At 34.2% G+C, this 22,044-nt stretch carries 24 protein-coding genes; 15 read left to right on the forward strand and 9 right to left on the reverse strand.

The window, feature by feature from the left end; all coding sequences use genetic code 11:
* Positions 1-175: 175 nt before the first annotated feature.
* The 11 genes from fliD to VCM44_RS00635 all read left to right on the forward strand — a co-directional run bounded on the left by fliD (position 176) and on the right by VCM44_RS00635 (position 9,911).
* The gene (fliD, locus tag VCM44_RS00585; protein WP_158536797.1) at positions 176-1,543 is read left to right on the forward strand and encodes a flagellar filament capping protein FliD; all 1,368 of its coding nucleotides are present in this window, start codon (positions 176-178) and stop codon (positions 1,541-1,543) included.
* A 13-nt stretch (positions 1,544-1,556) separates the two neighbouring features.
* Positions 1,557-1,946 (forward strand): flagellar export chaperone FliS, encoded by a 390-nt coding sequence (gene fliS, locus VCM44_RS00590; protein WP_114706112.1) that lies wholly within the window; start codon positions 1,557-1,559, stop codon positions 1,944-1,946.
* A gap of 32 nt (positions 1,947-1,978) precedes the next feature.
* Positions 1,979-2,359, forward strand: a complete 381-nt coding sequence (locus VCM44_RS00595; protein ID WP_334677754.1) for a hypothetical protein — start codon at positions 1,979-1,981, stop codon at positions 2,357-2,359.
* 106 nt (positions 2,360-2,465) lie between these two features.
* The gene (locus VCM44_RS00600) at positions 2,466-3,164 is read left to right on the forward strand and encodes a hypothetical protein (protein WP_114706110.1); all 699 of its coding nucleotides are present in this window, start codon (positions 2,466-2,468) and stop codon (positions 3,162-3,164) included.
* Between the two features lie 14 nt (positions 3,165-3,178).
* Positions 3,179-4,825, forward strand: a complete 1,647-nt coding sequence (locus VCM44_RS00605; protein WP_334677755.1) for a glycosyltransferase family 9 protein — start codon at positions 3,179-3,181, stop codon at positions 4,823-4,825.
* Positions 4,806-4,949 (forward strand): hypothetical protein, encoded by a 144-nt coding sequence (locus VCM44_RS00610; protein ID WP_158536796.1) that lies wholly within the window; start codon positions 4,806-4,808, stop codon positions 4,947-4,949. Before VCM44_RS00605 ends, VCM44_RS00610 begins: the two co-directional genes overlap by 20 nt.
* Positions 4,950-4,957: 8 nt before the next feature.
* Complete coding sequence (locus tag VCM44_RS00615) at positions 4,958-6,598, forward strand: glycosyltransferase family 9 protein (protein WP_334677756.1); 1,641 nt, start codon at positions 4,958-4,960, stop codon at positions 6,596-6,598.
* The gene (locus VCM44_RS00620) at positions 6,595-7,218 is read left to right on the forward strand and encodes a hypothetical protein (protein ID WP_114706107.1); all 624 of its coding nucleotides are present in this window, start codon (positions 6,595-6,597) and stop codon (positions 7,216-7,218) included. Before VCM44_RS00615 ends, VCM44_RS00620 begins: the two co-directional genes overlap by 4 nt.
* Positions 7,167-8,654, forward strand: a complete 1,488-nt coding sequence (locus tag VCM44_RS00625; RefSeq protein ID WP_334677757.1) for a sensor histidine kinase — start codon at positions 7,167-7,169, stop codon at positions 8,652-8,654. The genes VCM44_RS00620 and VCM44_RS00625 overlap by 52 nt, the downstream gene beginning before the upstream one ends.
* Complete coding sequence (locus VCM44_RS00630) at positions 8,651-9,007, forward strand: response regulator (RefSeq protein WP_162929473.1); 357 nt, start codon at positions 8,651-8,653, stop codon at positions 9,005-9,007. The genes VCM44_RS00625 and VCM44_RS00630 overlap by 4 nt, the downstream gene beginning before the upstream one ends.
* A 7-nt stretch (positions 9,008-9,014) precedes the next feature.
* Positions 9,015-9,911 carry an NAD(+)/NADH kinase gene (locus VCM44_RS00635; protein WP_120404013.1) on the forward strand — a complete coding sequence of 299 codons (897 nt, stop codon included), beginning with the start codon at positions 9,015-9,017 and terminating at the stop codon, positions 9,909-9,911.
* A 5-nt stretch (positions 9,912-9,916) separates the two neighbouring features.
* Here the strand turns inward: VCM44_RS00635 and VCM44_RS00640 are convergent, their stop codons facing one another.
* The 9 genes from VCM44_RS00640 to VCM44_RS00680 form a co-directional block, all read right to left on the reverse strand.
* Positions 9,917-10,636: a UDP-2,3-diacylglucosamine diphosphatase gene (locus VCM44_RS00640; RefSeq protein ID WP_120404012.1), complete on the reverse strand. Its 720-nt coding sequence runs from the start codon at positions 10,634-10,636 to the stop codon at positions 9,917-9,919.
* A gap of 32 nt (positions 10,637-10,668) precedes the next feature.
* Positions 10,669-11,340, reverse strand: coding sequence for a PilZ domain-containing protein (locus VCM44_RS00645; protein ID WP_120404011.1), 672 nt, complete (start codon positions 11,338-11,340; stop codon positions 10,669-10,671).
* Between the two features lie 94 nt (positions 11,341-11,434).
* Entirely contained in the window at positions 11,435-12,265 is an 831-nt protein-coding gene (locus VCM44_RS00650) for a flagellin N-terminal helical domain-containing protein (RefSeq protein WP_114706101.1), read from the reverse strand.
* A gap of 475 nt (positions 12,266-12,740) precedes the next feature.
* Positions 12,741-13,574 carry a flagellin N-terminal helical domain-containing protein gene (locus tag VCM44_RS00655; protein ID WP_120404010.1) on the reverse strand — a complete coding sequence of 278 codons (834 nt, stop codon included), beginning with the start codon at positions 13,572-13,574 and terminating at the stop codon, positions 12,741-12,743.
* A 463-nt stretch (positions 13,575-14,037) separates the two neighbouring features.
* Complete coding sequence (rfaE2, locus tag VCM44_RS00660) at positions 14,038-14,496, reverse strand: D-glycero-beta-D-manno-heptose 1-phosphate adenylyltransferase (protein WP_114706098.1); 459 nt, start codon at positions 14,494-14,496, stop codon at positions 14,038-14,040.
* Between the two features lies 1 nt (position 14,497).
* Positions 14,498-15,223 carry a hypothetical protein gene (locus VCM44_RS00665; RefSeq protein ID WP_334677761.1) on the reverse strand — a complete coding sequence of 242 codons (726 nt, stop codon included), beginning with the start codon at positions 15,221-15,223 and terminating at the stop codon, positions 14,498-14,500.
* Positions 15,224-15,257: 34 nt separating this feature from the next.
* Positions 15,258-15,977, reverse strand: coding sequence for an RsmE family RNA methyltransferase (locus VCM44_RS00670; RefSeq protein WP_114706096.1), 720 nt, complete (start codon positions 15,975-15,977; stop codon positions 15,258-15,260).
* A 22-nt stretch (positions 15,978-15,999) separates the two neighbouring features.
* Positions 16,000-16,968 carry a 50S ribosomal protein L11 methyltransferase gene (locus VCM44_RS00675; RefSeq protein ID WP_114706095.1) on the reverse strand — a complete coding sequence of 323 codons (969 nt, stop codon included), beginning with the start codon at positions 16,966-16,968 and terminating at the stop codon, positions 16,000-16,002.
* Positions 16,952-18,472 carry an ABC transporter substrate-binding protein gene (locus VCM44_RS00680; RefSeq protein ID WP_334677763.1) on the reverse strand — a complete coding sequence of 507 codons (1,521 nt, stop codon included), beginning with the start codon at positions 18,470-18,472 and terminating at the stop codon, positions 16,952-16,954. Before VCM44_RS00680 ends, VCM44_RS00675 begins: the two co-directional genes overlap by 17 nt.
* A gap of 114 nt (positions 18,473-18,586) precedes the next feature.
* Between VCM44_RS00680 and udk the strand changes: the two genes are divergently transcribed.
* From udk to VCM44_RS00700, 4 genes are read left to right on the forward strand one after another with little or no spacing between them, the layout of a single operon-like run.
* Positions 18,587-19,237, forward strand: coding sequence for a uridine kinase (gene udk / locus VCM44_RS00685; RefSeq protein ID WP_114706093.1), 651 nt, complete (start codon positions 18,587-18,589; stop codon positions 19,235-19,237).
* Entirely contained in the window at positions 19,237-20,844 is a 1,608-nt protein-coding gene (locus VCM44_RS00690) for a ribonuclease J (RefSeq protein WP_334677764.1), read from the forward strand. Before udk ends, VCM44_RS00690 begins: the two co-directional genes overlap by 1 nt.
* 18 nt (positions 20,845-20,862) lie before the next feature.
* A complete protein-coding gene (locus VCM44_RS00695) occupies positions 20,863-21,378 on the forward strand; it encodes a hypothetical protein (protein WP_114706091.1) in 516 nt (171 codons plus the stop codon).
* 9 nt (positions 21,379-21,387) lie between these two features.
* Positions 21,388-21,771 carry a hypothetical protein gene (locus VCM44_RS00700; RefSeq protein ID WP_114706090.1) on the forward strand — a complete coding sequence of 128 codons (384 nt, stop codon included), beginning with the start codon at positions 21,388-21,390 and terminating at the stop codon, positions 21,769-21,771.
* Positions 21,772-22,044: the final 273 nt, after the last annotated feature.

Genomic DNA, 22,044 nt, shown 5'->3' on the forward strand with positions numbered 1-22,044 from the left:
TTTTTATTTTCAGGGATTTACCTATTATAACCTCCAAGATGCCAATTGACGAAGATCTCAGACAAAGAAAATTCTTCCACTAATGATGCAGCGGAAAAAAAACCTCAAGTATGATAAAATCAGTGTTGGAGACTTGCGTGAAAAGGAATTTCACGTAGAAAATCAGGAGGATTTTTTGTCTATAGCAATGGGCTCCATTAACACCGGCCTTCCAAAGGATATTGTTCAGCAAATCATGAAAGCTGAGCGTATACCTATTAATAATATGGAAGCGCGCAAGGGAAAGATTCAGGACAAGAAAGCTCTTGTTCAGCAACTCTCATCTCTTGTTGAGGCCATGCGTGGTACACTCCTCCAAAACGGTAGTGCGAGATCCCTAAGAGAGCTGGAAGTTGTTGGTAACGATGATATCGTAGAAATCAGTGCTGACAAGAACATCGCAGAGCCTGCGACCTATCAATTTGAAGTTAAACAGCTTGCACAAAAGTCATCGGCAATGACCTCTGGATTTGCTGATCCAGACGAGAGCTATATCGGTGTAGGATTTATCCAATACACATTACCAAACGGCGAAAATAAAGAGATTTATATTGATGCAGATAATGCTTCACTTAAGTCTGTTGCAAAGCTAATCAATAAAAATGACGACGCAGGCCTTAGAGCAAGTGTTGTTAATGATGGCTCCGGCTCAGATACACCGTGGAGACTAATTCTCTCCCTTAAAGACACTGGAGATATCAATAAGGCTGACTTTCCATACTTCTACTTTGTCGATGGAGAGCAAGACTTTTATATTGAGTTTGAAAGAGAGGCCCAAGATGCAATTGTTGCCCTTGATGGTTTTGAAATTGAACTCCCTGAAAATAAAGCAGCTGAACTTATTCCGGGTGTAACAATTGATCTAAAAAAAGCGAAGCCAGGTGAAGAGTTTACAATAAATATCAGTGAGGATGCTGGGAAAGTTGGTGAAAAGATCAACTCACTAATTGAACAAATCAATGGTGTTCTTTCTTTTATTAAACAACAAAATACCATGGATGAGAATACGGATACATCTAGAACACTAGGTGGGGATATCCTACTACAGTCTATTGAATCAAGAATTCGAAATACAATCTTTAAAGATATTAAAGTTGATGGAAGAACATCCCGTATAGGAAATATCGGTATTCAATTTACAAGAGAAGGTCTTTTAGAATTTGATCAAGAAAAATTTAAAAGTGAGATGGAAAAGGATTATGATCACGTAGCGGAGGTTTTAACTGGACGCTATGAAGATGGAACTAAAACGAATGGTTTCATTGATAATCTTAAAGAAACTGTTGGTCAGCTTCTACAATTTCCAAATGGTCTATTATCATCAAGAAAACGTTCATTAGATAATAATATTGAAACAATCGACCGAAGAATTGCTCAGCGAGAAAATATGCTACAGCAAAAAGAAAAAAACTTAAAAGATAAGTTCGCTCGATTAGAAGGAACAATGTCAAGAATTAAGGCACAAGGTGCTGGCCTAGGTGGCGCACCTTCGCCAATGGGATAGTAAGGAGAATTAAATGAGTTACGGTTTAGGTGCTTACAAACAAACATCTGTAAAAACAGCAAGTAAGGAACAAATCCTACTAATGCTTTATCAAGCTGCAATTAAGAATTGTAAGAAGGCCATTGAAGCAATTGAAAAAAAGGATATTGCAGAAAAGGGCCAATACATTGGAAAGCTGCAGGACATTATTATTGAACTCAACAGTAGTCTAGACTTTGAAGTTGGTGGAGATGTTGCCAATGAATTGTCGTCACTTTATGACTATATGCTACATTCAAGTACACAAGCTAATATCAAGATCGATAAAGAACCATTAAAAGGTGTACTCGATGTATTAACGACTCTATATGAAGGTTGGCAACAGGCCATCAAGCAATTAAGAGCAGAACAGAAGGCAAAATAATGGCCAATTTTGATAGCCTCGCTGGTAAAATCATGCGTCATCTTGACCTGATGAATGTACTCGTGGATGCAACACAATCCATGCTAAAGAATAGTCAATCAGGCAATTTTGAAAGCGTGGAGCAGATCGCTGATAACCGAGAGCGTTTAATCAATATCGTTAGGCTACTTCAAGATGAAATCGAAAGTAAATTACAGAGCGCTTCGACTCATTATACTAGTTCTGAAATCGATGTATTCAAGTCCTGGATTAGTGATGTAACAGAAATAGTTAAAAAAAATGATGAGCTTGATCGTCAATGTCTCGAAGAACTATCCCAAGCAAAAGAGTCAACTACAAGAGAAATCTCTAACGTCTACAAAACACGTAAACAGTTTCAGGGTTATAACCTAAATAATACAAAGACTAGGTAATACTCGACCTGTTTGCCCGCTTAATCAAAAGTATAGTATAATCTGGTGGAGCTCTAGGAAAGAGCTTCACCTATATTTACCCATTATCCCTTAGGAAGAGGAAATTATGGAATTGGCAAAAAATTCAAGTCAGGAAATTAATCCAAAGTCTTTATCATTTTTAAATATTGAAAGTTACGAGATAAAACAATCTCGAAGTAATTTAAAGGTTCCAGTAATTAATGGTGTTCACCTACACTCTAATTATCACCCAGCTAAAGAAGCTAAAAAGATAATCGCCAACATCGAACATCAACTTAAAGAAAATAATCATCTTCTAATATTAGGGCTAGGTTTTGCCTATCATGTGTATGAAGCGTGTAAGCTACTTGAGAGCTATCATGGTCAAAACTATAAGGTCATCGTTATAGAGCCTAATGAGCAAACATATTCTGAATGCATTAAAAATAATCTATTTCCAAATAAGAATATCGAAGTTTATGCAACTGACTCAGTTGCAAATATTTATAAAGAAAAAAGCGTCGTTACATTCCTTTCGTCGAAACCAACGATTCTTACACATGCTCCTTCATTTTCTTTATACACAGATTTCTACAAGGCATTTCTAGACTTTGAAGCAGATAAGAGAATCTCTGAATGTGTTGAACATATAAAGTCAGCAGAGCTTAAGACCCTACTTTATAATGGCAATCAAAACTTGAGCGTCGACGAATATATTGAAGAAAATATTTATCAAACAAGTGAATTTAAAAATAAGAACGACTTTTTGCTACTTGCTTTTGATGCAATCATTAAGCAAGGATAAGGCACGAGGATAAGATGAAAGATATACTAATAATAAATTTCAAGCGACATGGTGACATTTTTCAGATGGGAAGACTCATCTCTTCTTTAAAATACAAACACCCAGATTCAAATATTTCAATTCTAATAAATAAAGAATTTGAAACTTCTGCTCAAACACTAGGTGGCATAAAGCAAATCTTCACTCTCGATCGCAAAAGAATTGTTAGTTATAAAAAGAATAAAATATATTCTGATGGCTTTGCTCTTGATGAATTTGGTAAAACGATTAAGGAAATCAACAAGGGTTGGAATTTAGTTATCAATTATTCTAATGATCGAATTTCAACAAGCCTTACATCTTACCTAGCAAAGGAATACAAAGGCATAAAATTTGATACACATTGTAATGTAAATTATTCAAATGAATGGTCTATTGTTTTTAATGATATTTTAACTCAACAAAAATATACACCTATAAACTTTAACGATACTTACCACAAGATGTGCTGTTTAAAAGAAAACAACTCATTTAACTCGTTAAATGTTTCAAATGAATACAATAAGGTTTGCCATCAAAACTTCCTAAAGATGCGCAAATCAGAGAGTAAAAATAATCCTAAAATAATTGGTTTACAGCTTACGGCATCTAACCTCAGCAAAATGATCGAAAGAAGTGAGCTTATCAAACTTATTAATGAATTAAATAATCGAGTTGATACTATTCCACTTCTATTAATTGCTCCAACGTCGGAAGAAAGAAATTTTGCAAACAAAATTAATTCAGAACTTGATAAGAAAGCAGTAACGATAGAGGCTCCTTTCACGGCGCTTCCTTCTGTATTAATTAATTGCGATATTTTAGTAACTCCAGATACAGCTATTAAGCATGTCGCTGATATACTCGATGTTCCTTTAATAGAATTATCAATGGGTCCTTCACCATTTTTAAAACAAGGAACAGTAAACCCAGAGAGCATTATTATGACTCCAAGGTTAAAAGATCGTGATTTCACATATACAGCAAGTGTTCACACTGAAAAACAAGTAAGAAGTAACGAAGTTATAAAAGCTAATGATATCATTTATGGCCTCGAAAAATATTATCTAGGTTTCACAGATGCAAAGTTAGAAAACAAAGAAATCTCAGTCTATCGACCTGAAAATGACGAGGTTGGTACTTTCTATAAAAATATTGAAGGACGCTTTGATGCAGAGATTGAAATCTCTCGTTATCTTTCAAGAGACTTTATTTTAAGAAAAGTTGAAAGAAAAAGCCTTTCTAGCCATGGGATAATCGAATCTAACTTGAACTTCACTTCAAGCTGGCTAGAGCAAACACAAGGTGAATTAATCAAATCATCTCGTCATGTATTAGCAGCAATAAAAACGGCCTTAGCTAAAGACAGTCAAAAGCTAAATGAGAAGTTATTAGAGATGAATCGTTATATAGCTAGTGCGTCTGACTACTGTTCACTACCTTTCTTATTTTATAAAGCAAAAATAAGTAATATAGACAATCCGACTATAGAAGAAATTGAAAATACACTAATTGGACTTAAAAACGACTTACAAATTCAATTTGAACAAGTCAAAGAAGTTTCAAATCTCATAAGAGAAAATCGCAGCAAGATTCGTACAGAATCGGCAAAGGACTTTATACATGAATCAAGATCAGAATAACTTTAAAAAAGACTTCTTTTCTGAATTAGAAAGAATAAAAGAGCTGCAAATAAAGCGTGAGACGCTAAAAGAGGACGACATGGCCTTTTTATACCTATGTTCAATCCTAGAAGAAGAGCAATAGAGGTATTTATGAACGCAATCAAAACACAAAATGATCATTCTGATGAAGTAAAAAAGACAATTGCGATTATCCAAACGACAAGAATTGGAGATCTTCTACAAACAACACATGCAATAAGACTCATGAAAGAAAATCATCCTGAATTTCGAGTCATCTTAATTGCAAGAAAGAAGTTTAGTGAACCAATTAAATTCATCCTTAATAAGTATTTTGATAAGATCATTCAAATTGATCACAAATCTGCCATGGTTGGAGCTGATAGTACGAAAGACGCTCTATCTAATCTTAAAAAACAAATGGCCGAAATAAACGATGAAAGAATTGATGTATCTATCAATCTTGCTTTTTCTAAATCATCAACATATCTTCACACTCTTATTAAATCTGAAAACAAAGTTGGACCATACTTTAACCTAATGCATGAAAGAGTACTTCAGGATAAGTGGTCACAATACCTATACTCAACAGTTATGAGAGGAGATCTCAACCCTTTTAACCTTGTTGACTTATTTGCAAATATCATTGGTGTTAATAAGAAAATGACTCACTTGAGCAATAAAGAATACTCAAATGAAGAAAAAAGTCATGTTCTTATTCACCCATTCACTTCACAAGAGTCTAAACAATGGACTTCGAATAGATGGGTGGAAGTAATCTATCAAACTTTAAAAAGAAACAAAGACACTAAAGTGATTATCTGTGGAAGTTCTCTAGATAAGACAAAAACAGAAGAGATCGTAAACTCAGAACTTCTATCCTCATTTAAAGATAGAATCGATCAATGGTTAGGTTTAGAGCTACAAGAGCTTTATGAAAAAGTTGATCAAAACTACCTATTCGTTGGACACGATTCAATGATTGGTAACTTATTAAGCTATAAGAATGTAAAGTCTCTTACAATCTCACTAGGACCTGTTAGGCCTCATGAAACCACTCCATATGCACTTGATAACTACAACCTGGCACCAAGACAAAAAAGTGATGAATTACCATATAACGTAACTTATCAATGTATTGAGCAACTACTTAAAAAGAACTTAATTAATATAGAAGAGCTACACAATAGCTGCTCTACACTTTCTATAAACAAGTTAAATCTCTATAAAACAGATATGCTTGCAAATGGTGATGTAACAATTAACGAACTTTTACATAAGGAACAAAATGCAAAAGAGATTATGCGAAATTTCTATCACATTGCGTGGTCTAGCATTATTACTGAAGCTAACATTAGCATGGATATCCCTGTTATTAATAGTGAAGCTAAAGCACAGTTAATGTCTCATACGAAAGGTATTGAGGCACTATTTGAGCTTTCAGAGTTTGGTAAAAAGTATTCAAGATACATTATTGAAGAAATCAGTAAAAACACACCAAGCCTCGAAGAAATTAAGAAGTTTTCTGCAAAGCTTGATGAAGTCGACACTCTTAGTGATATGATACTAAGCTCATATCCTCTACTTGCACCAGTTGTCGATTACGCTAAAGTAGCGAAAAACAATCTACAAGGACATAATTTAGTAAAATTATCAGAGTCAGCATTCTTTACTTACAACGAAGTCTCACTACTTTGTAGTGTGCTCTATGAGTTTTTTGAAAAGTGCTCTCTTATTAAAAAGCAGCCGGAAGCTGCAAGGGATAACGTATGATTACTTTAGAACTAGGAAATGATAGCTTTTCTCTCGATGGGGATATTATCACGCTACGCCAAGCGATTAGCGCAGTTGAAAGTGACGGAGGACTGTCTAATAATGAATCAATTACAGCAGTTGTAATTGATGGAGAAACTTATGCGTTAAATCACGTTGAAGAGGTTCTCGATAATACTCTTGCAGAATTAAACTACCCAAGCCTTAGAATTCAAAACTCTTATGAGATTGCATTTGAAGCGCTTGATGACTGTCTTGGATATATTGATCAATTATTAGATAAGATAATCATTACAACTGCAGAATTTAACAAAGGCAATATAGATGAAGCAAATTTATACTTTGCTGATCTAATTGAAGTTTTAGAGCTATATATCCATTTAATCACAAGAATTCATGCTACTGCCAGAAAAGGTAATCCAGAATTCTTCGCAGACAATGAAATGGTTAAAAACCTTGAAATCCACCTGTTTTCAGTTATTAAGGCCCTAGTTCCAGCTAGAGAGAAGAACGATATCGTTATGCTTTCTGACTTGCTAGAGTACGAACTAATGGATAATCTAAAACAGTGGAAAGAAAAAGCAATACCTCTAATTCAACAATCGAAAATCAACATCTAAATATTTATTTAGAAAAGTCCATCTTGGAGTATTTAAATCAAGATGGACTTTCTAATTTACTTGCGAAAAAGAACTCTCAACTTCTCTTATCTGCTAAGAACAATAAAGTTGTAGCAAAGATAAATGATCAAAAATTCACCTTACAAAACGTATATGATTTATTCATTAAAATTATTAATACAAGCTCTATTCTTGAAAATGACTTCTCAAAAGAGTACGAATTTAAGAAGAAAGACAATCTTCGCACCCTAGTTAAATCATTTACAAATACACCAGAGCTTCCAGGCTTTTCTTCTTCACAGGTACTAATTCACGAAAAGGGAACTACAAATATCTACTCTCTTTCATATAAAAATAGCGAGTATTATGAAAGCTTTGAAGACCCAGCATTTTTCAACACTCTTTTTACCAAGGTTAGAAAAAGTAAAAATAAGTCTTTTGATCAAAAAGAGCTGCTTAATAAACATATAAAGCTTGATGGACACTTTCTTGCTAAAGAGCTCTCATTTAGAGACTTTAATACAATATTTTTACTCTCAAGAGATGACCTCTTTCCTTTATCAGACGATGACCGCCTTAAGTTTAACAATTACATAATTAAGCAAATACCAAAAATTTTTAAAATCATAACGAGTGTCAGCAAGAAGAAAGTAGAACTTGAAAAAGCAAATGTAATAAATAACTTCCCCATAAAAACAGTGATCTTTAACGATGAAGGTAATTCAATCACAGAAGAGGACTTGGAAGCTGCACAACACGATACGAGCTCTCTTCACCATGAAAGAATTCTTCTCATGGGTGAATTATTAAATACTCTCAGACACGAATTGAGTAATCCTCTGTTTGGAATTGATCTTTCACACACTCTCTTAATGGATCAAACTAATGACTTTGATGTCAAAGATACGCTGTCGCACATATCTAATAGTGTAAAAAGATCACAAGCAATTATACAAGAATTTTCAAATCTCTATAAAGACGATGAGAAACTAGCTCTGATTTCTTTAAAAAGTTTAATTAACGAAACTATAACATTAACTAAGTCTGAATCTAGAGCACATCGAGTTGTCTTTGAGATGGAAAATGACATTGAAATAAAAAGCAATGGTACTCTATTAAGTCAGGTTATATTTAATCTACTTATTAACAGTTCTCAAGCACTCACAAATGAAAATGTTGATAATGGTAAAATCGAAATTAAAGTCATTGAAAATAGTAATGATATACATATCGACATTATGGATAATGGTAACGGAATTCCTGAGAATATAAAAAATAAGATTTTCACCCCTTTCTTTACAACTAAAGAAACAGGTACAGGCTTAGGACTTGCCATATGTAAAACTCTTTTAAAGAAGATTAATGGAGATATTAATCTAATGGATGTAGACTTTGGTGCGAAATTTAGATTAACACTTCCAAAGGTATCGTTTTGAAAATATTAGTCATTGAAGACGAACTACTAATACAAAAAACCATCTCAACTTTATTAAAGCGTAAAGGTGCAGAGGTTGAATCGACCGCTAGCGGCAAAGAAGCAATTGAATTAATTAAAAATAATTCATACGACAAAATCATTTGTGATTTAATGCTTCAAGATATCACTGGATTTGATATAATAGAAGAATCGAAAACAAAGTATAACGAAGATGAGATTGCCAATTTATTTTATATTATTACGGCATATAGTTCTGATCAGATTGTACAAAAAGCTTCATTATATGGTTGTAAGGTCATACAAAAACCTTTTAACGATATCAATCAATTTATAAATGAAGTTCTAAGCTGAGGTAAGCATGGCCACAATAAATAAAGTAGCTATCATTCTAAAACCAAAAGTAATTACTGAGTTTAATACAGTACTACCTAACCTTACCAATTGGCTTAAGAGAAGAAAGGTTGATATTTTCTTTGAAGACTCTCAAAAAAACAGGATAGAGAAGATATTCAAAGGCTCAACAACTAAGAATTTTAATTATATTCATCGAGATGAAATATCTAAAAAATGTAAACTAATTATAACAATGGGTGGCGATGGCACACTCATTGGAATAGCCAGAGGTAAAAACATTAAGAAAGTTAATATCTTTGGAATCAATATGGGCAACCTTGGTTTTATTGCAGAGTTTTCCAAACAAGATTTTTACGATGGACTAGAGCTTGCGCTAAAGGGCAAACTTAAGACAAGAAAAGTTCAAATGTATCAAGCTCAGATACAACGAAAGGGTAAGAAACCGTTTACGTTCAACTTTCTTAACGATGCCGTTATAACTAAATCGGGTATTTCTAGAATGTTTAATTTAGAACTAGAGTCCAATGGTCAAAGTATCTATAATCTTGCAGGTGACGGACTAATCGTGAGCACACCAATTGGATCAACGGCCTATTCACTAGCGGCCAACGGGCCAATTCTTCACCCTAGTGTAAAAGGAGTTGTCCTTACCCCTATTTGTCCACACGCCTTAACACATAGGCCAATGGTCTTACCTGACAGTGAAGTAATCAGTATCATAATTCCAAGAGGACATGACGATATCTACTTAACAATTGATGGACAGGAAGAATTTCGCTTAGAGGCCAAAGATGAAGTTGTCATTAAAAAATCAAGAACACATTATGTAAACTTCTATGCTAATGAAGAAAGAAATTATTTTAGGACATTAAAAGAAAAGTTTAAGTATGGACATCGCTAGAAAGCTTACAGCGGTAATAATTCATACCTTTCTGTAATTTTTAAGTATTTCATTGTAGCAGGTACAAAACCACAATTATAATATTCAAAACTATCACCTTGGTAACTATCCATATAGTGACTATGGCCACATATTATAATGTCGACATTATAACTTTTACTGGCAATCAAAGCAGATTGACGAAACTTATCACGTATATGATCGTTTTTTTGAGTTTCTCCGTAGCGTTTCTCATTTCTATTTCTACTTTTTTGAGATAAATAATCCCCAATTTTTTTCACAATTTTATAATTGAAAATATATTTTGAAATTAAGGCCAATGGATAACTTCTAATAAATGCACGCCATATTTTGTAATTAAAGTTTTCAATTTCAATTTCGTCACCATGACAAAAGAGAACCTTCTGGCCGTTGATAATTTCAACAAAAGGTTTAGATTTTACTATTATCCCACTCTTGGCCAAGAGCTCTTCAATATGAAAGTCGTGATTACCTTGGATATAGAATATTTTAAGACCGGCCTTTGCTAATTCTTTTATACGAGTAAAGAACCAATCATAGTGTCCCTCATACTCATCATAGCTTCCCACCATTAAATCAAATATATCTCCTAGAAAATAAATACGATCTTCTGGTTTAAAGTCAATTTCTAAGAATTTTTTAAGTGGTTCAGAATTGGTCATATCCCATTTGACATGAATATCTGAAATTACATAATCGGCCATATTAATTAATCATAGAAGATTTCATCCAATAATCAAAGAAGATCTTTTAAAAGCTTATCACAGCCATCTTGAAGCTTTTTCACTTCCTTTTTGTATCCTGGATTATCCTCAACTTGAACAGCTAAACGATATGCACCATATGGAAATCGTGAAATTTGATAGGGCTTAATCTTCTTCGTATCAACAACCTTCCCTTTTACATGAACTGATTCTTTTGCGAATTCGATTGTAAAATTCAAAGTATCATTCTTTAATTGAAATAATTGTTCATATTGCGAAGAGCCTAATACAATAGAAAGTCCGCCTTTACTTATGTCGTATATTTCATATTTAAGGTTTTGAAATTTTGCATAATGTGGAGTTAAGGGCTCAAACCTCTTATGCTCCCTTCTTTCGAGTCGTTTTTCTTTTACTGGATATGAAACTTCTAAGGATGTCCCATGGACAGCATTTAATTCACTCACAAATGCTAACTGAAGCTCAGGTATGTAAAACTTAAGTAGTCCCGGACCTCTTAAAAAATGGGCCAAGCTATCTTTAAGTCCATCCTCTATTGTAAGAAATAATTTAGATGCAAAGGAGTTGAGACTCTTAAACTTAACGGGAAGTCTAAGAATATTATTTTCAATTACATCCCAGATAATAACTTCATTATCCTCGTTAATTGACTCAATAATATCTTGTTCAAACTTCTTTTTATCCATATCAAACCGTCTATTAAAATAGGCCCAAGAACTTTTCCTGAGCCTATTTAAGAAAGGAGGGGGGATCTTCCCCCACGCTACTCCAAAATTATTATTAACCTACTAATCTAAGCGCTTGCGAATTTAGGTTATTCGCTTGTACTAATGAAGAAACACCAGCTTGCTTAGAAATATTAGCCGACGCTAATTGTGATGACTCATATGCCACGTCAGCATCTTCAATAACAGACCTAGAAGCATCTAGATTCGTTGATTGAATCTCTAAATTATTAACTGACGACTGTAGTCTCGACTGAATCGCACCTAAATTTGCACGTTGCTCAGAAAGACTTGTAATCGCCTCATCGACATTTTCCATCGATGATCTAGCATCATCCTTAGATGAAACACTTAGCCCTGAGATATTAAGAGCTGAAGCTGTTGCATTCGTTTGAGAAGGGTCGTATTGAATCTGACCACTTTCTCCAGCAAATGTACCAACCTGAATATCCATTTCTGAACCAGATCCATTTAAGAGGCTAATAGAACCAAACTTTGTTGACTCTGCAATACGATCAACCTCTTCTACTAATTGCTGATATTCTTTATCCAAGAAACCACGTTCAGTATCACCGATAGTATCCGATGCTGCCTGCACTGATAGCTCTCTTAGACGAACTAGAATATTACTTGTTTCGTTCATGGCACCCTCAGCAGTTTGCACCATTGAGATACCATCATTTGCGTTTCGAGAAGCCTGTCTTAAACCCTTTACCTGTGCTTCCATATTCTTAGCAATTGCTAAACCGGCAGCATCATCGGCGGACTTATTAATCCTCTTACCACTTGATAATTTTTCCAAGGCTTCTGTTGAGGCCTTACCTGTTTGTTTAATGTTTTTCTGCACCGTTTGAGCTGCAGTGTTAGTAGCAATACGTAAACCCATGTTATTCTCCTTTCCTACGTCCTACTGAAATACCATTCAGGGAAACTCGTGTTCACAGATACCTGTTCGGAACACTCGGGTAAATACTTTAGTAAATCCCTCGAATATTTGGAGAAAAGTATGGCCACTACTATAAATTCAGGTACTTAAAAACCACAACCTCAATAAATATAACTGCATATAATCGCGAAAAGTGACTCATAAATTTGTCATTATTCTATGACTTATCTCATATTTATGAACAGGTTTGTTAGTTATACTTTTTATGAGCTTAACCTCTCTCCTGAGATTCAGCTCTTTCAAGATTCTAGTGGGCCATGCGAAAGCATGGCTTTGCTGTTTTTAAGATAGATTTTTAGACTGCATTGAGGTCGGCTCCGGCTCCTGCCTCCCGCCGACATACCGTTCATCCTGAACATAAAAGGGCCCTCGTTAGAGGGCCCTTGAAGTGTTGCATTCGATTTTGGTTTTTTTCTTAACCGATTAGTCTAAGTGCAGACTGGCTCGAAGTATTAGCTTGAGCTAGAACTGAAGTTGCAGAACTAGTAAGTACATTTGACTTCGCTAGGTTTGCTGATTCAGCTGCTACATCAGTATCTCTGATTCGTGAATTTGCGGCACTCATGTTCTCGTTAGAGATCTCTAGGTTATTAATTGTAGACTGTAGTCTATTTTGTAAAGCCCCTAGCTCCGCTCGTCCACCTGATACAGATGTCATGGCCTTATCGATAGCCTCAAGGTTAGATTGAGCATCACCTTTAGTAGCAACAGAAAGTCCTCCAATTCCAAGGTCTTCTGTTTTTACTGATACTGCTGATGGATCATACTTAATTCTGTCATTCGTCTCATCATTATTAAGACCAATTTGGAATTCTTTTTCTGAACCTTCACCATTGATTAGTGATGTACCGTTAAATTGTACTGACTCTGCAATTCTATCAACTTCTTTAGTTAGTTGTTGGAATTCTTTATCAGTAAATTCACGTTCAGTATCACCAATTGTATCCGATGCAGATTGTACTGAAAGCTCTCTTAGACGAACTAAAATATTAGATACTTCGTTCATCCCACCTTCAGCGATCTGAATCATTGAGATACCATCACCAGCATTTCGAGCTGCTTGTTGAGTACCTCTGATGTTTGCTCTTAACTTTTCAGATATCGCAAGTCCTGCAGCATCGTCTGAGGCTTTATTAATTCTAGAACCAGATGCTAACTTATTTAAAGATTCACCTTGTGCTCTCTTAACTTGACCTAAACTTCTTTGTGCTGCAATTGACTGTGTGTTCGTGTTAATTCTTAATCCCATTACTATTCTCCTCGAATAAGCAACCTCCTTGTGTAATTTGCGTTGAAACTCCTTGTCTCAACAATTAAATCCCAAACAACCAGTCCCAACTGGTTGTAATACCCATAACGGTTACTCGGAAATATTCTTGAGATAAAAGTGGAAAAAAAGTTAAGTTTTTTTAAGATAGCCGAGTGTTCAACTCAAGCATATACTGGAGCATTTCACTAAGGTTACTGATTTTACAATGTGTCTCAAATCGATTTTTTAGAGAAGTATTAATAAATGAAAGTTTATCATTGTGAATAAAATGTTTACTCTTAAGTTTTGCTAAATCGTATTCATGATGATGATAAAGGATAATTACAGGTAAGCCTGTTTTTAACGAAGCTTTTATTGAGACTAATAAATGTTCAAAGGGAATCAATATTTGTGAAACTTCGTTTGATATCAGATAGTGGTCTGTAAACTTGTGTAGATACACCTATGAGCGGCCTTGAATTCTTGAAATTAGATTAGTCGTTGAGTAACCATCTTCAAAGTTTAAGCTTAGAACCTTACCACCATTGCCAGTCACAATATCGTGTCCAACAATTTGATCAACGGCCCAATCGCCACCTTTAACTAAAATATTTGGTTCTACTGCTTTTATGAGATCATAAGGAGTATCTTCTTCAAAAATAAAAACCTTACTTACGGCCTTTAGATTTTCAAGCATATAAAGACGGTCATCTTCATTATTAACAGGACGATCATCACCTTTAAGACGTTTTACACTAGCATCTGAATTTAACCCTATAATAAGCTCATCGCCTAGCGCTCGAGCTTCATTTAAATACATTAAATGACCTCGATGAAGAATATCGAAACATCCATTAGTGAAAACAACCTTCTTGTCTTTGAAATGTTTATTTACATAATCTTTAGCGTCTTCGTAACTCATCTTACTTATTCTTCTTTAGGTTGTTACCAAAGAACTTCTTATCCAGTCCAAAGATATATGGAATCCCAAGAAGAGGTATTGATAAAAACTCAAATAGCGTTCTTTCAATTATCGTATTAAAAGCTGCTTCATTTGATTGCTTTGGCTTAACACCACAAATATATTGACCAAGAGTCGGTCGATAAACAGAAGTGATTCTATAAATTAAATGAATTAAAACAAATAGAGCGATCAAATAACGGTAGCTAGAGTTTTTAAGTGTTAATGAAACAAAAGATTCTAATGGAATTGATGTCATGAAGAACATTGAAGAAATAATAACAGCAAAGATCACTGTCGATACACTCATGTCAATTACATAAGAGAAGAACCTTCTAACGATAGAAACTTCTTTCGATTTACTTTTAATTTCAATTTCACGATTAACTTGAGGGATATCAGACTCTTGTCCTTTACGGTAAAAAGCTTCCAATTCAGATGGAACACTCATTTCCTTTTCTCGACCTAAGACCTTATTAAAATTGTTTACATGAGCTTGCGTAGGTGTAACTTCAACACGCGTTTGCTTAAGAGTTCTCTTCTCTTTTTGCCCATGATGAAAACCGAGGCCTTCATTTATTGGTTTAAATGGAATGTCTTCTATATCGAAGTTATCGATATCATCTAAATTATTTATATTCATTGAGTTGTACTTATTTTTATTTAGTTGTTCAGTATCAATATTCATCCCAAATCCCTCTTATAATAGGATGACACATTTTTTATTTAACATCAAATTTTCCGAGTATGTATCCAACGATTGTTGGTACCGCAGTCTCTGTTTTTAAAATTGGTGTCGACAACTTTAAACCAAAAACATTACTTTGTTTTAATACAAGTTCTTCTTCTTTGGGTGAAAGTCCACCTTCTGGACCAATAATAATTAATATTTTTTTATTCCTTAAATTTGTTGCTTCTTTAGTTGTATTTGCAGCATCAGAAAGTGTGGTCAGAAAGATATAGTCATAACTGCTAAAAATCTCAAATAGCGCATCTAAACTATTAACTTCTTCATTTATCTTTGGAAAGTAACAGTTATTTGATTGTATAAGAGCACTTTCTATGACTGTTTCAACTCTAGAAAAGTTTTTAATTGACCACTGAGAATACTCTGCACGAAATGGGTAGATTGCACTAATACCAACTTGTGTAGCATTCTTGATTGCACTTTCAAAAGCTTCTCTTTTGGGTAGGCCAAGGGCCAAATCAATATTTGAATATCTCTCTTCCTTATCAAAAGACTTCACCTTAAGTGAAACCTCTCTCTTAGTACAATTAATAACTTCACTAAGATAACGGCCACCTTGACCATCAAGGATTAGTACTTCATCCCCATTTTTCACACGCGCAACTTTAATTAAATGATGGCTTCGATCATCATTTATTCTCAATATTCCATCAATAGATGGTGATAAATCGTCTCTTGTGTAAATCGCACGCATAAGGACTCCTTTATATTTGAGATTAATCTTTTTTCATTAAGATGGCAGACCAATCCCCTTTAGAAAGTACATCAATTTTTTTCAAGCTCTTGTACTCTTCAAGAATATCATCAACTTGTTCGTTTAAAATTCCAGATAAGATTAGATAAGCTCCATCATCAAGAGACTCCAGAAGGAGATCTTTCTCAGACAACAAGACATGTTTTAAAATATTAGCAAAAACTAGCTTATATTTATCATCTACACTAAAACGTTTTCTTGCAATAAGGCGATGTCCATTTAACCGATCTTCAACGAGATTTAATTTTAAATTTTCATGACAATTATCGAGGGCCGCTGGATCAATATCCACAAAGTCCACCAACATATTATTCTTTTTAACTGCACCTATACCCAAGATCCCTGAACCACAACCAAAATCAAGGCAAAGATCCTTATCTTTGAAATCATCTTTCACGGCCATATAGTGCTTTAAGCATAAATATGTCGTCTCATGCTCACCAGTACCAAATCCCATCCCAGGGATTATATAAATATTGTTATCATTTGTTTTATAATCATCTTCCTTAAACCACTCTGGAATGACACTCAACTCATCTGTAACTTCGATCGGTGCATAGTGCTTTTTCCAAACTTCATTCCAATCTGAATATTCTTCTTCTTTTATTTCATAAGAAAGGTCCATTTGATCTAGAGCTTTTGCAAACTCCTCTGCTCTAGAGATGTCACCTTGGAAAAAGAAGTAATTAAACTTTTTCACATCTTCATTTGCAGAAATATCTACGACTTCATCAATTACAGATTCAGGTACATCACCACCAGAGTATGCTCTTTCCCCTAGAATCTCATCTACTCTCTCTTCTTCCATTGAGAATTCTTCAATCCCATCAACTTCGAAATCATTTAGAGCGATTTTGTTGACTTCCTCACATTGAGAACTTGTTTTAAACTCAATTGTCACAATTTTAAAAACTTCAGTTTTTACAGACATTTTTAATTTCCTTTAGAACTAGAAAGTTTCCGTTTGGATATACCTGATCGAGATGAATACACTTATTCATGACCCAAATAACGTCTGGATGCCATAAACTTATATAAGGGTATTCTCTATTAACGACAGAATTTGCTTTCTTATAAATTTCAATTTCTTTGCTTTTATTAATAGTATCTTCCGCTTGAGCAATTAAACTATCGAACTCTTTATTATCAAAGAAAACACGATTTGCACCTTTCGGTGCCATATTTTCAGAGTGAAAAGCAAATTTAAGCATATCTTGACCAGTAAATCCGACCCAACGTCCAAGGTAGAGATCGTATTCACCACGTTTTATTCCTCTAAGAAATGTCCCCCATTCCTGAGGAACAATTTGGATATCAATTCCAAAGTCGACGAATTCATTTCTAATGATTGTAACTAACTCTTGTTGAAACTTATTACTACTCGTTTTAAAAGTAATCTTAAACTTCTTACCATCACCATTATACCAGAAACCATTTTTATGCTTATAACCTGCTTCAATAAACAAAGACTTAGCTTTGGCCGGGTCATAATTATCAACAGGAGAATCTAAATAGAACTTCTCAAAAGACTTAGCAAATAAACCATTTGAAGCGACTGCGTAGTTTTTAAACTTATACTTAATAATCTTTTCACGAGGTATTAAATGGCTTAATGCCTTTCTAACCTTAAGATTTTGTAATTGTTCTTTGCGCTGATTTAGACCAATATAATTATAATCTGTACCTAGAACCTTTTTAACCTTCACACTACCTTTATTGATTAAATAATTAACCTTACGTGGTGAAATATTTGATACAGATAAGTCAATTTCACCCTTTACTAATTTAAGAGCAAGTGTTGTTTCGTCTTTAACAACCACAAAGCTTAAGTCTTGGCGTCCTTCTATATTCGACTTTAAGTCTATTTGAAGTGGTTTAATATCGGTAATTCGATAATCACCTGCACCTACGATATCGTTTAATTCAACCTGGTCTAAGGTTTTATAATTAGGTATCTGTATTATCTTAAAAAGCACAAGATTTGGTAAATGATCAAGGCCATATGATTTGTATATTAATTCGAATGTATATTTATCTAAAATCTTAACTTCTGTAATATTTGAAAAAGCAAATCGAAATATCGATTTAATTTTTTCAGTCTCAGTGAAGTAGTAATGAGATTGCTTAACACTTCTTGCCGTTATTTTCTCACCATTTGAGAAATAAATATTTTCCTTGAGCTTAAAACGGATCTTATAACTATCGATTGTTCTAAATTCTTCGTAACTTTCACAAAGCTGGCAAATTGGCTTCATATTAATATCAAAATCTATCAATGAACCATTAACCAGGCGATTAATGTTTTGCGAATTTGCATCAGTAGAAAAAAATGGGCTTAAACTATTTGGAGAAGAGGAAATAGCGATCTTCAATGGGTCTGCGTAAACTACTGAAGTTACGATAAAAAATAGGGATATTAGCAGATATCTTGGCATTAATTATTCCTCAAACTAGCATGAAATGTAATTATTATAAGATTATCACCTCTTTTATTTGATGTGAAATAAATCCGTGTTAAGTTACTGAAAACATTATTCAAAAGGTAATCTATGAAGCTAATTGGGATCACAGGCGGATCAGGCTCGGGTAAAACAACGTTTGCCTCTAAAGTTATTTCAAAACTTCCTCAAGAAAAAGTATCCATGTTGTCTATGGACTCATATTACTTACCAGAACAACCAAAAGAGTATTATACAAAATCAGGGCGTCCAAATTACGACCATCCCAAAGCTTTTGATTGGGATCTTTTACAAGAACACATTGTCCAACTAAAAGAAGGACAATCAATTGAAGTTCCAAACTATGATTTTAAAACAAGTCGAAGACTTGATAAAACAACTACATTAACGCCTACTCCTGTTATCTTATTTGAGGGTATCTTCACACTTTTCAATCAAATCATTCGCGATCAATTAGATATAAAGTGCTTTCTACATGTTGAAGCAGATATAAGATTCACACGTCGTCTTAACCGAGATGTAGCGGAACGTGGCAGAAGCCTTGAAAGTGTTATTAATCAATACTACGATAGTGTTAGGCCAATGTATGAAAAGTTTCTGGCACCTCAACGACAACACGCTGACTTTATAGTCGGTGAAGAAACTGATGTTGCATCAGAGATCTTATCTGCACGCCTCTTACAATTTATTGATCAAAATAAAGAGTTTGAACTTTTACTAAATTCGACAAAAGGCAATTAATGTCAAAATTAACAATCTCTCCACTTGGTGGTGTTGGACAAATTGGATCAAATGCAACTCTGATATCTTACGAAGAAACAAATATCATCATTGATGCAGGAATCCTCTTTCCTTCAGAAGATTGCTTTGACATTAATTATTTAATCCCTGATCTCTCTGACGTAAAATTAAAAATTTCAAATATTATTATTTCACATGGACACGAAGATCACATTGGTGCGATTTCTCACTATATAGAAAAATTTCCAGAGGCCCAAATACACGCACCAAAATTTGCCAAAGAATTAATAGAAGATAAGTTAAATTATCTCGATCTCTCAAAAAAAATCCATCGTTTAGATGACACATTAATAATTGATAAAATAGAAATAAATGCAGTCCATGTGAATCACTCTATTCCAAATACAAAAGGACTACATCTGGGAATAAAAGAGATCGATACTGGCATTCTTTTTATTTCTGATTTTAAAAGTGACTTCAACTGCCCATACGAAGGTCCTATTGATCTCGAGCAAATGAAATCACTAGCAAGAAAGTATACCAATAGAATTTCAATGCTTGATTCTACAAATATAACGAGCTCAACCTTAAGAACGACTTCAGAATCTGAGTTAAAAAGCGATCTTTCTAAGTTTATAAAAGATGCGCCAGGAAGAGTCTTTATCACCTGCTTTGCTTCAAACATTCATCGTATTCAAACAATATTTGATATCGCCAAAGAACAGAATCTTAAAGTTATCACTTATGGCCGATCATTATTAAAATACACTCGAATTGCTAGTGAATGTGAGATATTTGATGATCATGGACTTATTAGAGAAGTAGAAAGCGTACAAGACCTCTCAAAGAAACAGATTATAATCTGCTCAGGTAGCCAAGGTGAGTTTAGAGGTACTGTTAAACGAATCTCAAGTGGTAACGATAAGTTTTTTAAAGTGAATGAAAAAGATACATTCATTTTCAGTTCAAAAGCAATTCCTGGAAATGAAAAGAAACTTGCCTTTCTTTATAACGAACTAACAAGTTCTGGTGCAGAAGTTATCACTAGTGCCAATGGTTTAATTCACGCCTCTGGTCACCCTGGAAAAGAAGACTTAAAAGACGTTTACGAAGCATATCTGCCAACGATCGCAATCCCCATTCACGGTGAAACTTATTTTATAAGAAAGCATATTGAATTTTTAAATACGATTCTTCCAAAATCTAAAGCTCTTGAGATTGCTAATCGTGATGTTGTAACGATATTTGCAAATGGAGAAGTTAAACTTAATAAAACTGAAGAAGTACCACCAATATTAATTCATGGTAATCGAATTGAAATCGAGCGCGAAAAAATCTCAGAAAGAAGAAAGATGGCAACCCTAGGCTCTGTCTTTGTTTCAATTGCTAATAACAGTATAAAGAAAGCAAGCGGAAGAGTTCATATCACGGCACTTGGAATACCATACGAAGAAGATCAACTTAACCAACTTAAAGAATTATGCTTTAGCATCTATCAAGAAAAAGGCACTCTCGATCAACGATCAGAGAAAATCAGGATTGCGACACGTCGGTATTTTCAAAATATTCTAGGATATAGGCCTCTGGCCATTGTTCATATTTGTTAAGTCATCTAGAATATTATTATGGATAATTCAATCATCATTATAGCGTTGTTAACAATCATCGTATTGGCCTTACTTGCCTTTATTGGCTTCTTTGCATATTTAGTATTTAAAAGAGACTTTCAGAATGAAGAAGAAAAAGATGGTGATATTACAAATAAGATAAGTCAGATGCTTGAAAAAAACAAAACCAAAGAAAGAATCTTGGGACTATGTAGTATTTGTGAAAAAGAACTTGTTGAAAACGATTATTTTAATGTTGAGTCTCTACACCTTTGCCGTGAGCACTTCGACACATATTCTGCAAGCGACTGGATCCCCATAACAAATGAAAGAACGACAAGCGAGACCCCGGAAAAAGGTGTCTACATTTATAACTTTAAGAAAAAAGTTTGGAAGGATGATAAAATTCCTACATTCATACTATGTGAATATAAGATTGATGTCACAAATGATCTTATTGAAACATACGTACAGTTATATGTTCAAAAAGAAAGAGAGCTGGATTTAAGAGAAAGGCTACAGCTCGAAAAGTAAGAGGTAATTATGACAGACATGGAGATTCTTAGAGGTCAAATTAATCAAATCATTGAAGAAAATAAACCTGAGGTTATTTTCGATGCCAAGTACGATAGAGTTATTCGTGAATGCGAGAAAGAACTCACTGCATCTGGACTTAAGCAAAAAGTATCTTACACAATTGACTCTCTTGATCCTCAAAAGCGTGAGCAAAAGTTTGGCTCTGGACAATTTGCTCGTTGGCAATATGAGCTTAGCTGGCAAGACTGGGAAGGAAGCTTTCGACTAGTTCTTAGAAATATTCCTCACGATAACTCAAAATTACTAATAAAACTTCCAGAAGACTTTAAAATAGATACGGCCGAGCTAATCGATGCCTTTAAATCAAATATCGCAAAACTAGTATCTTAAAGAAATTTAATATATAGAAAAAAAGAAAGGGCCCTTTTCAGGGCCCTTTTTTTGATGTTGCCATCAATATACTCGGGGGAATCCTATCGCTCTAATTGGCGAAAAGTTTCATTTGATGTATTTTGACCTTCATCTTTTCTTAAATAAGATGGAGTATCTAGTTCTTCTTCATCAAAGTTAATAAATCCCAATTTCTCAGCAATTGACTTAGGACGCTCTGACTTTTCAGCATTTGAATTATTACCAGTTAATGCTTTTTCATTTGCCCAAGGA

Origin of the sequence: Halobacteriovorax sp. DPLXC-1 (genome assembly GCF_036903125.1) — a bacterium.
Classification (GTDB): domain Bacteria; phylum Bdellovibrionota; class Bacteriovoracia; order Bacteriovoracales; family Bacteriovoracaceae; genus Halobacteriovorax_A; species Halobacteriovorax_A vibrionivorans.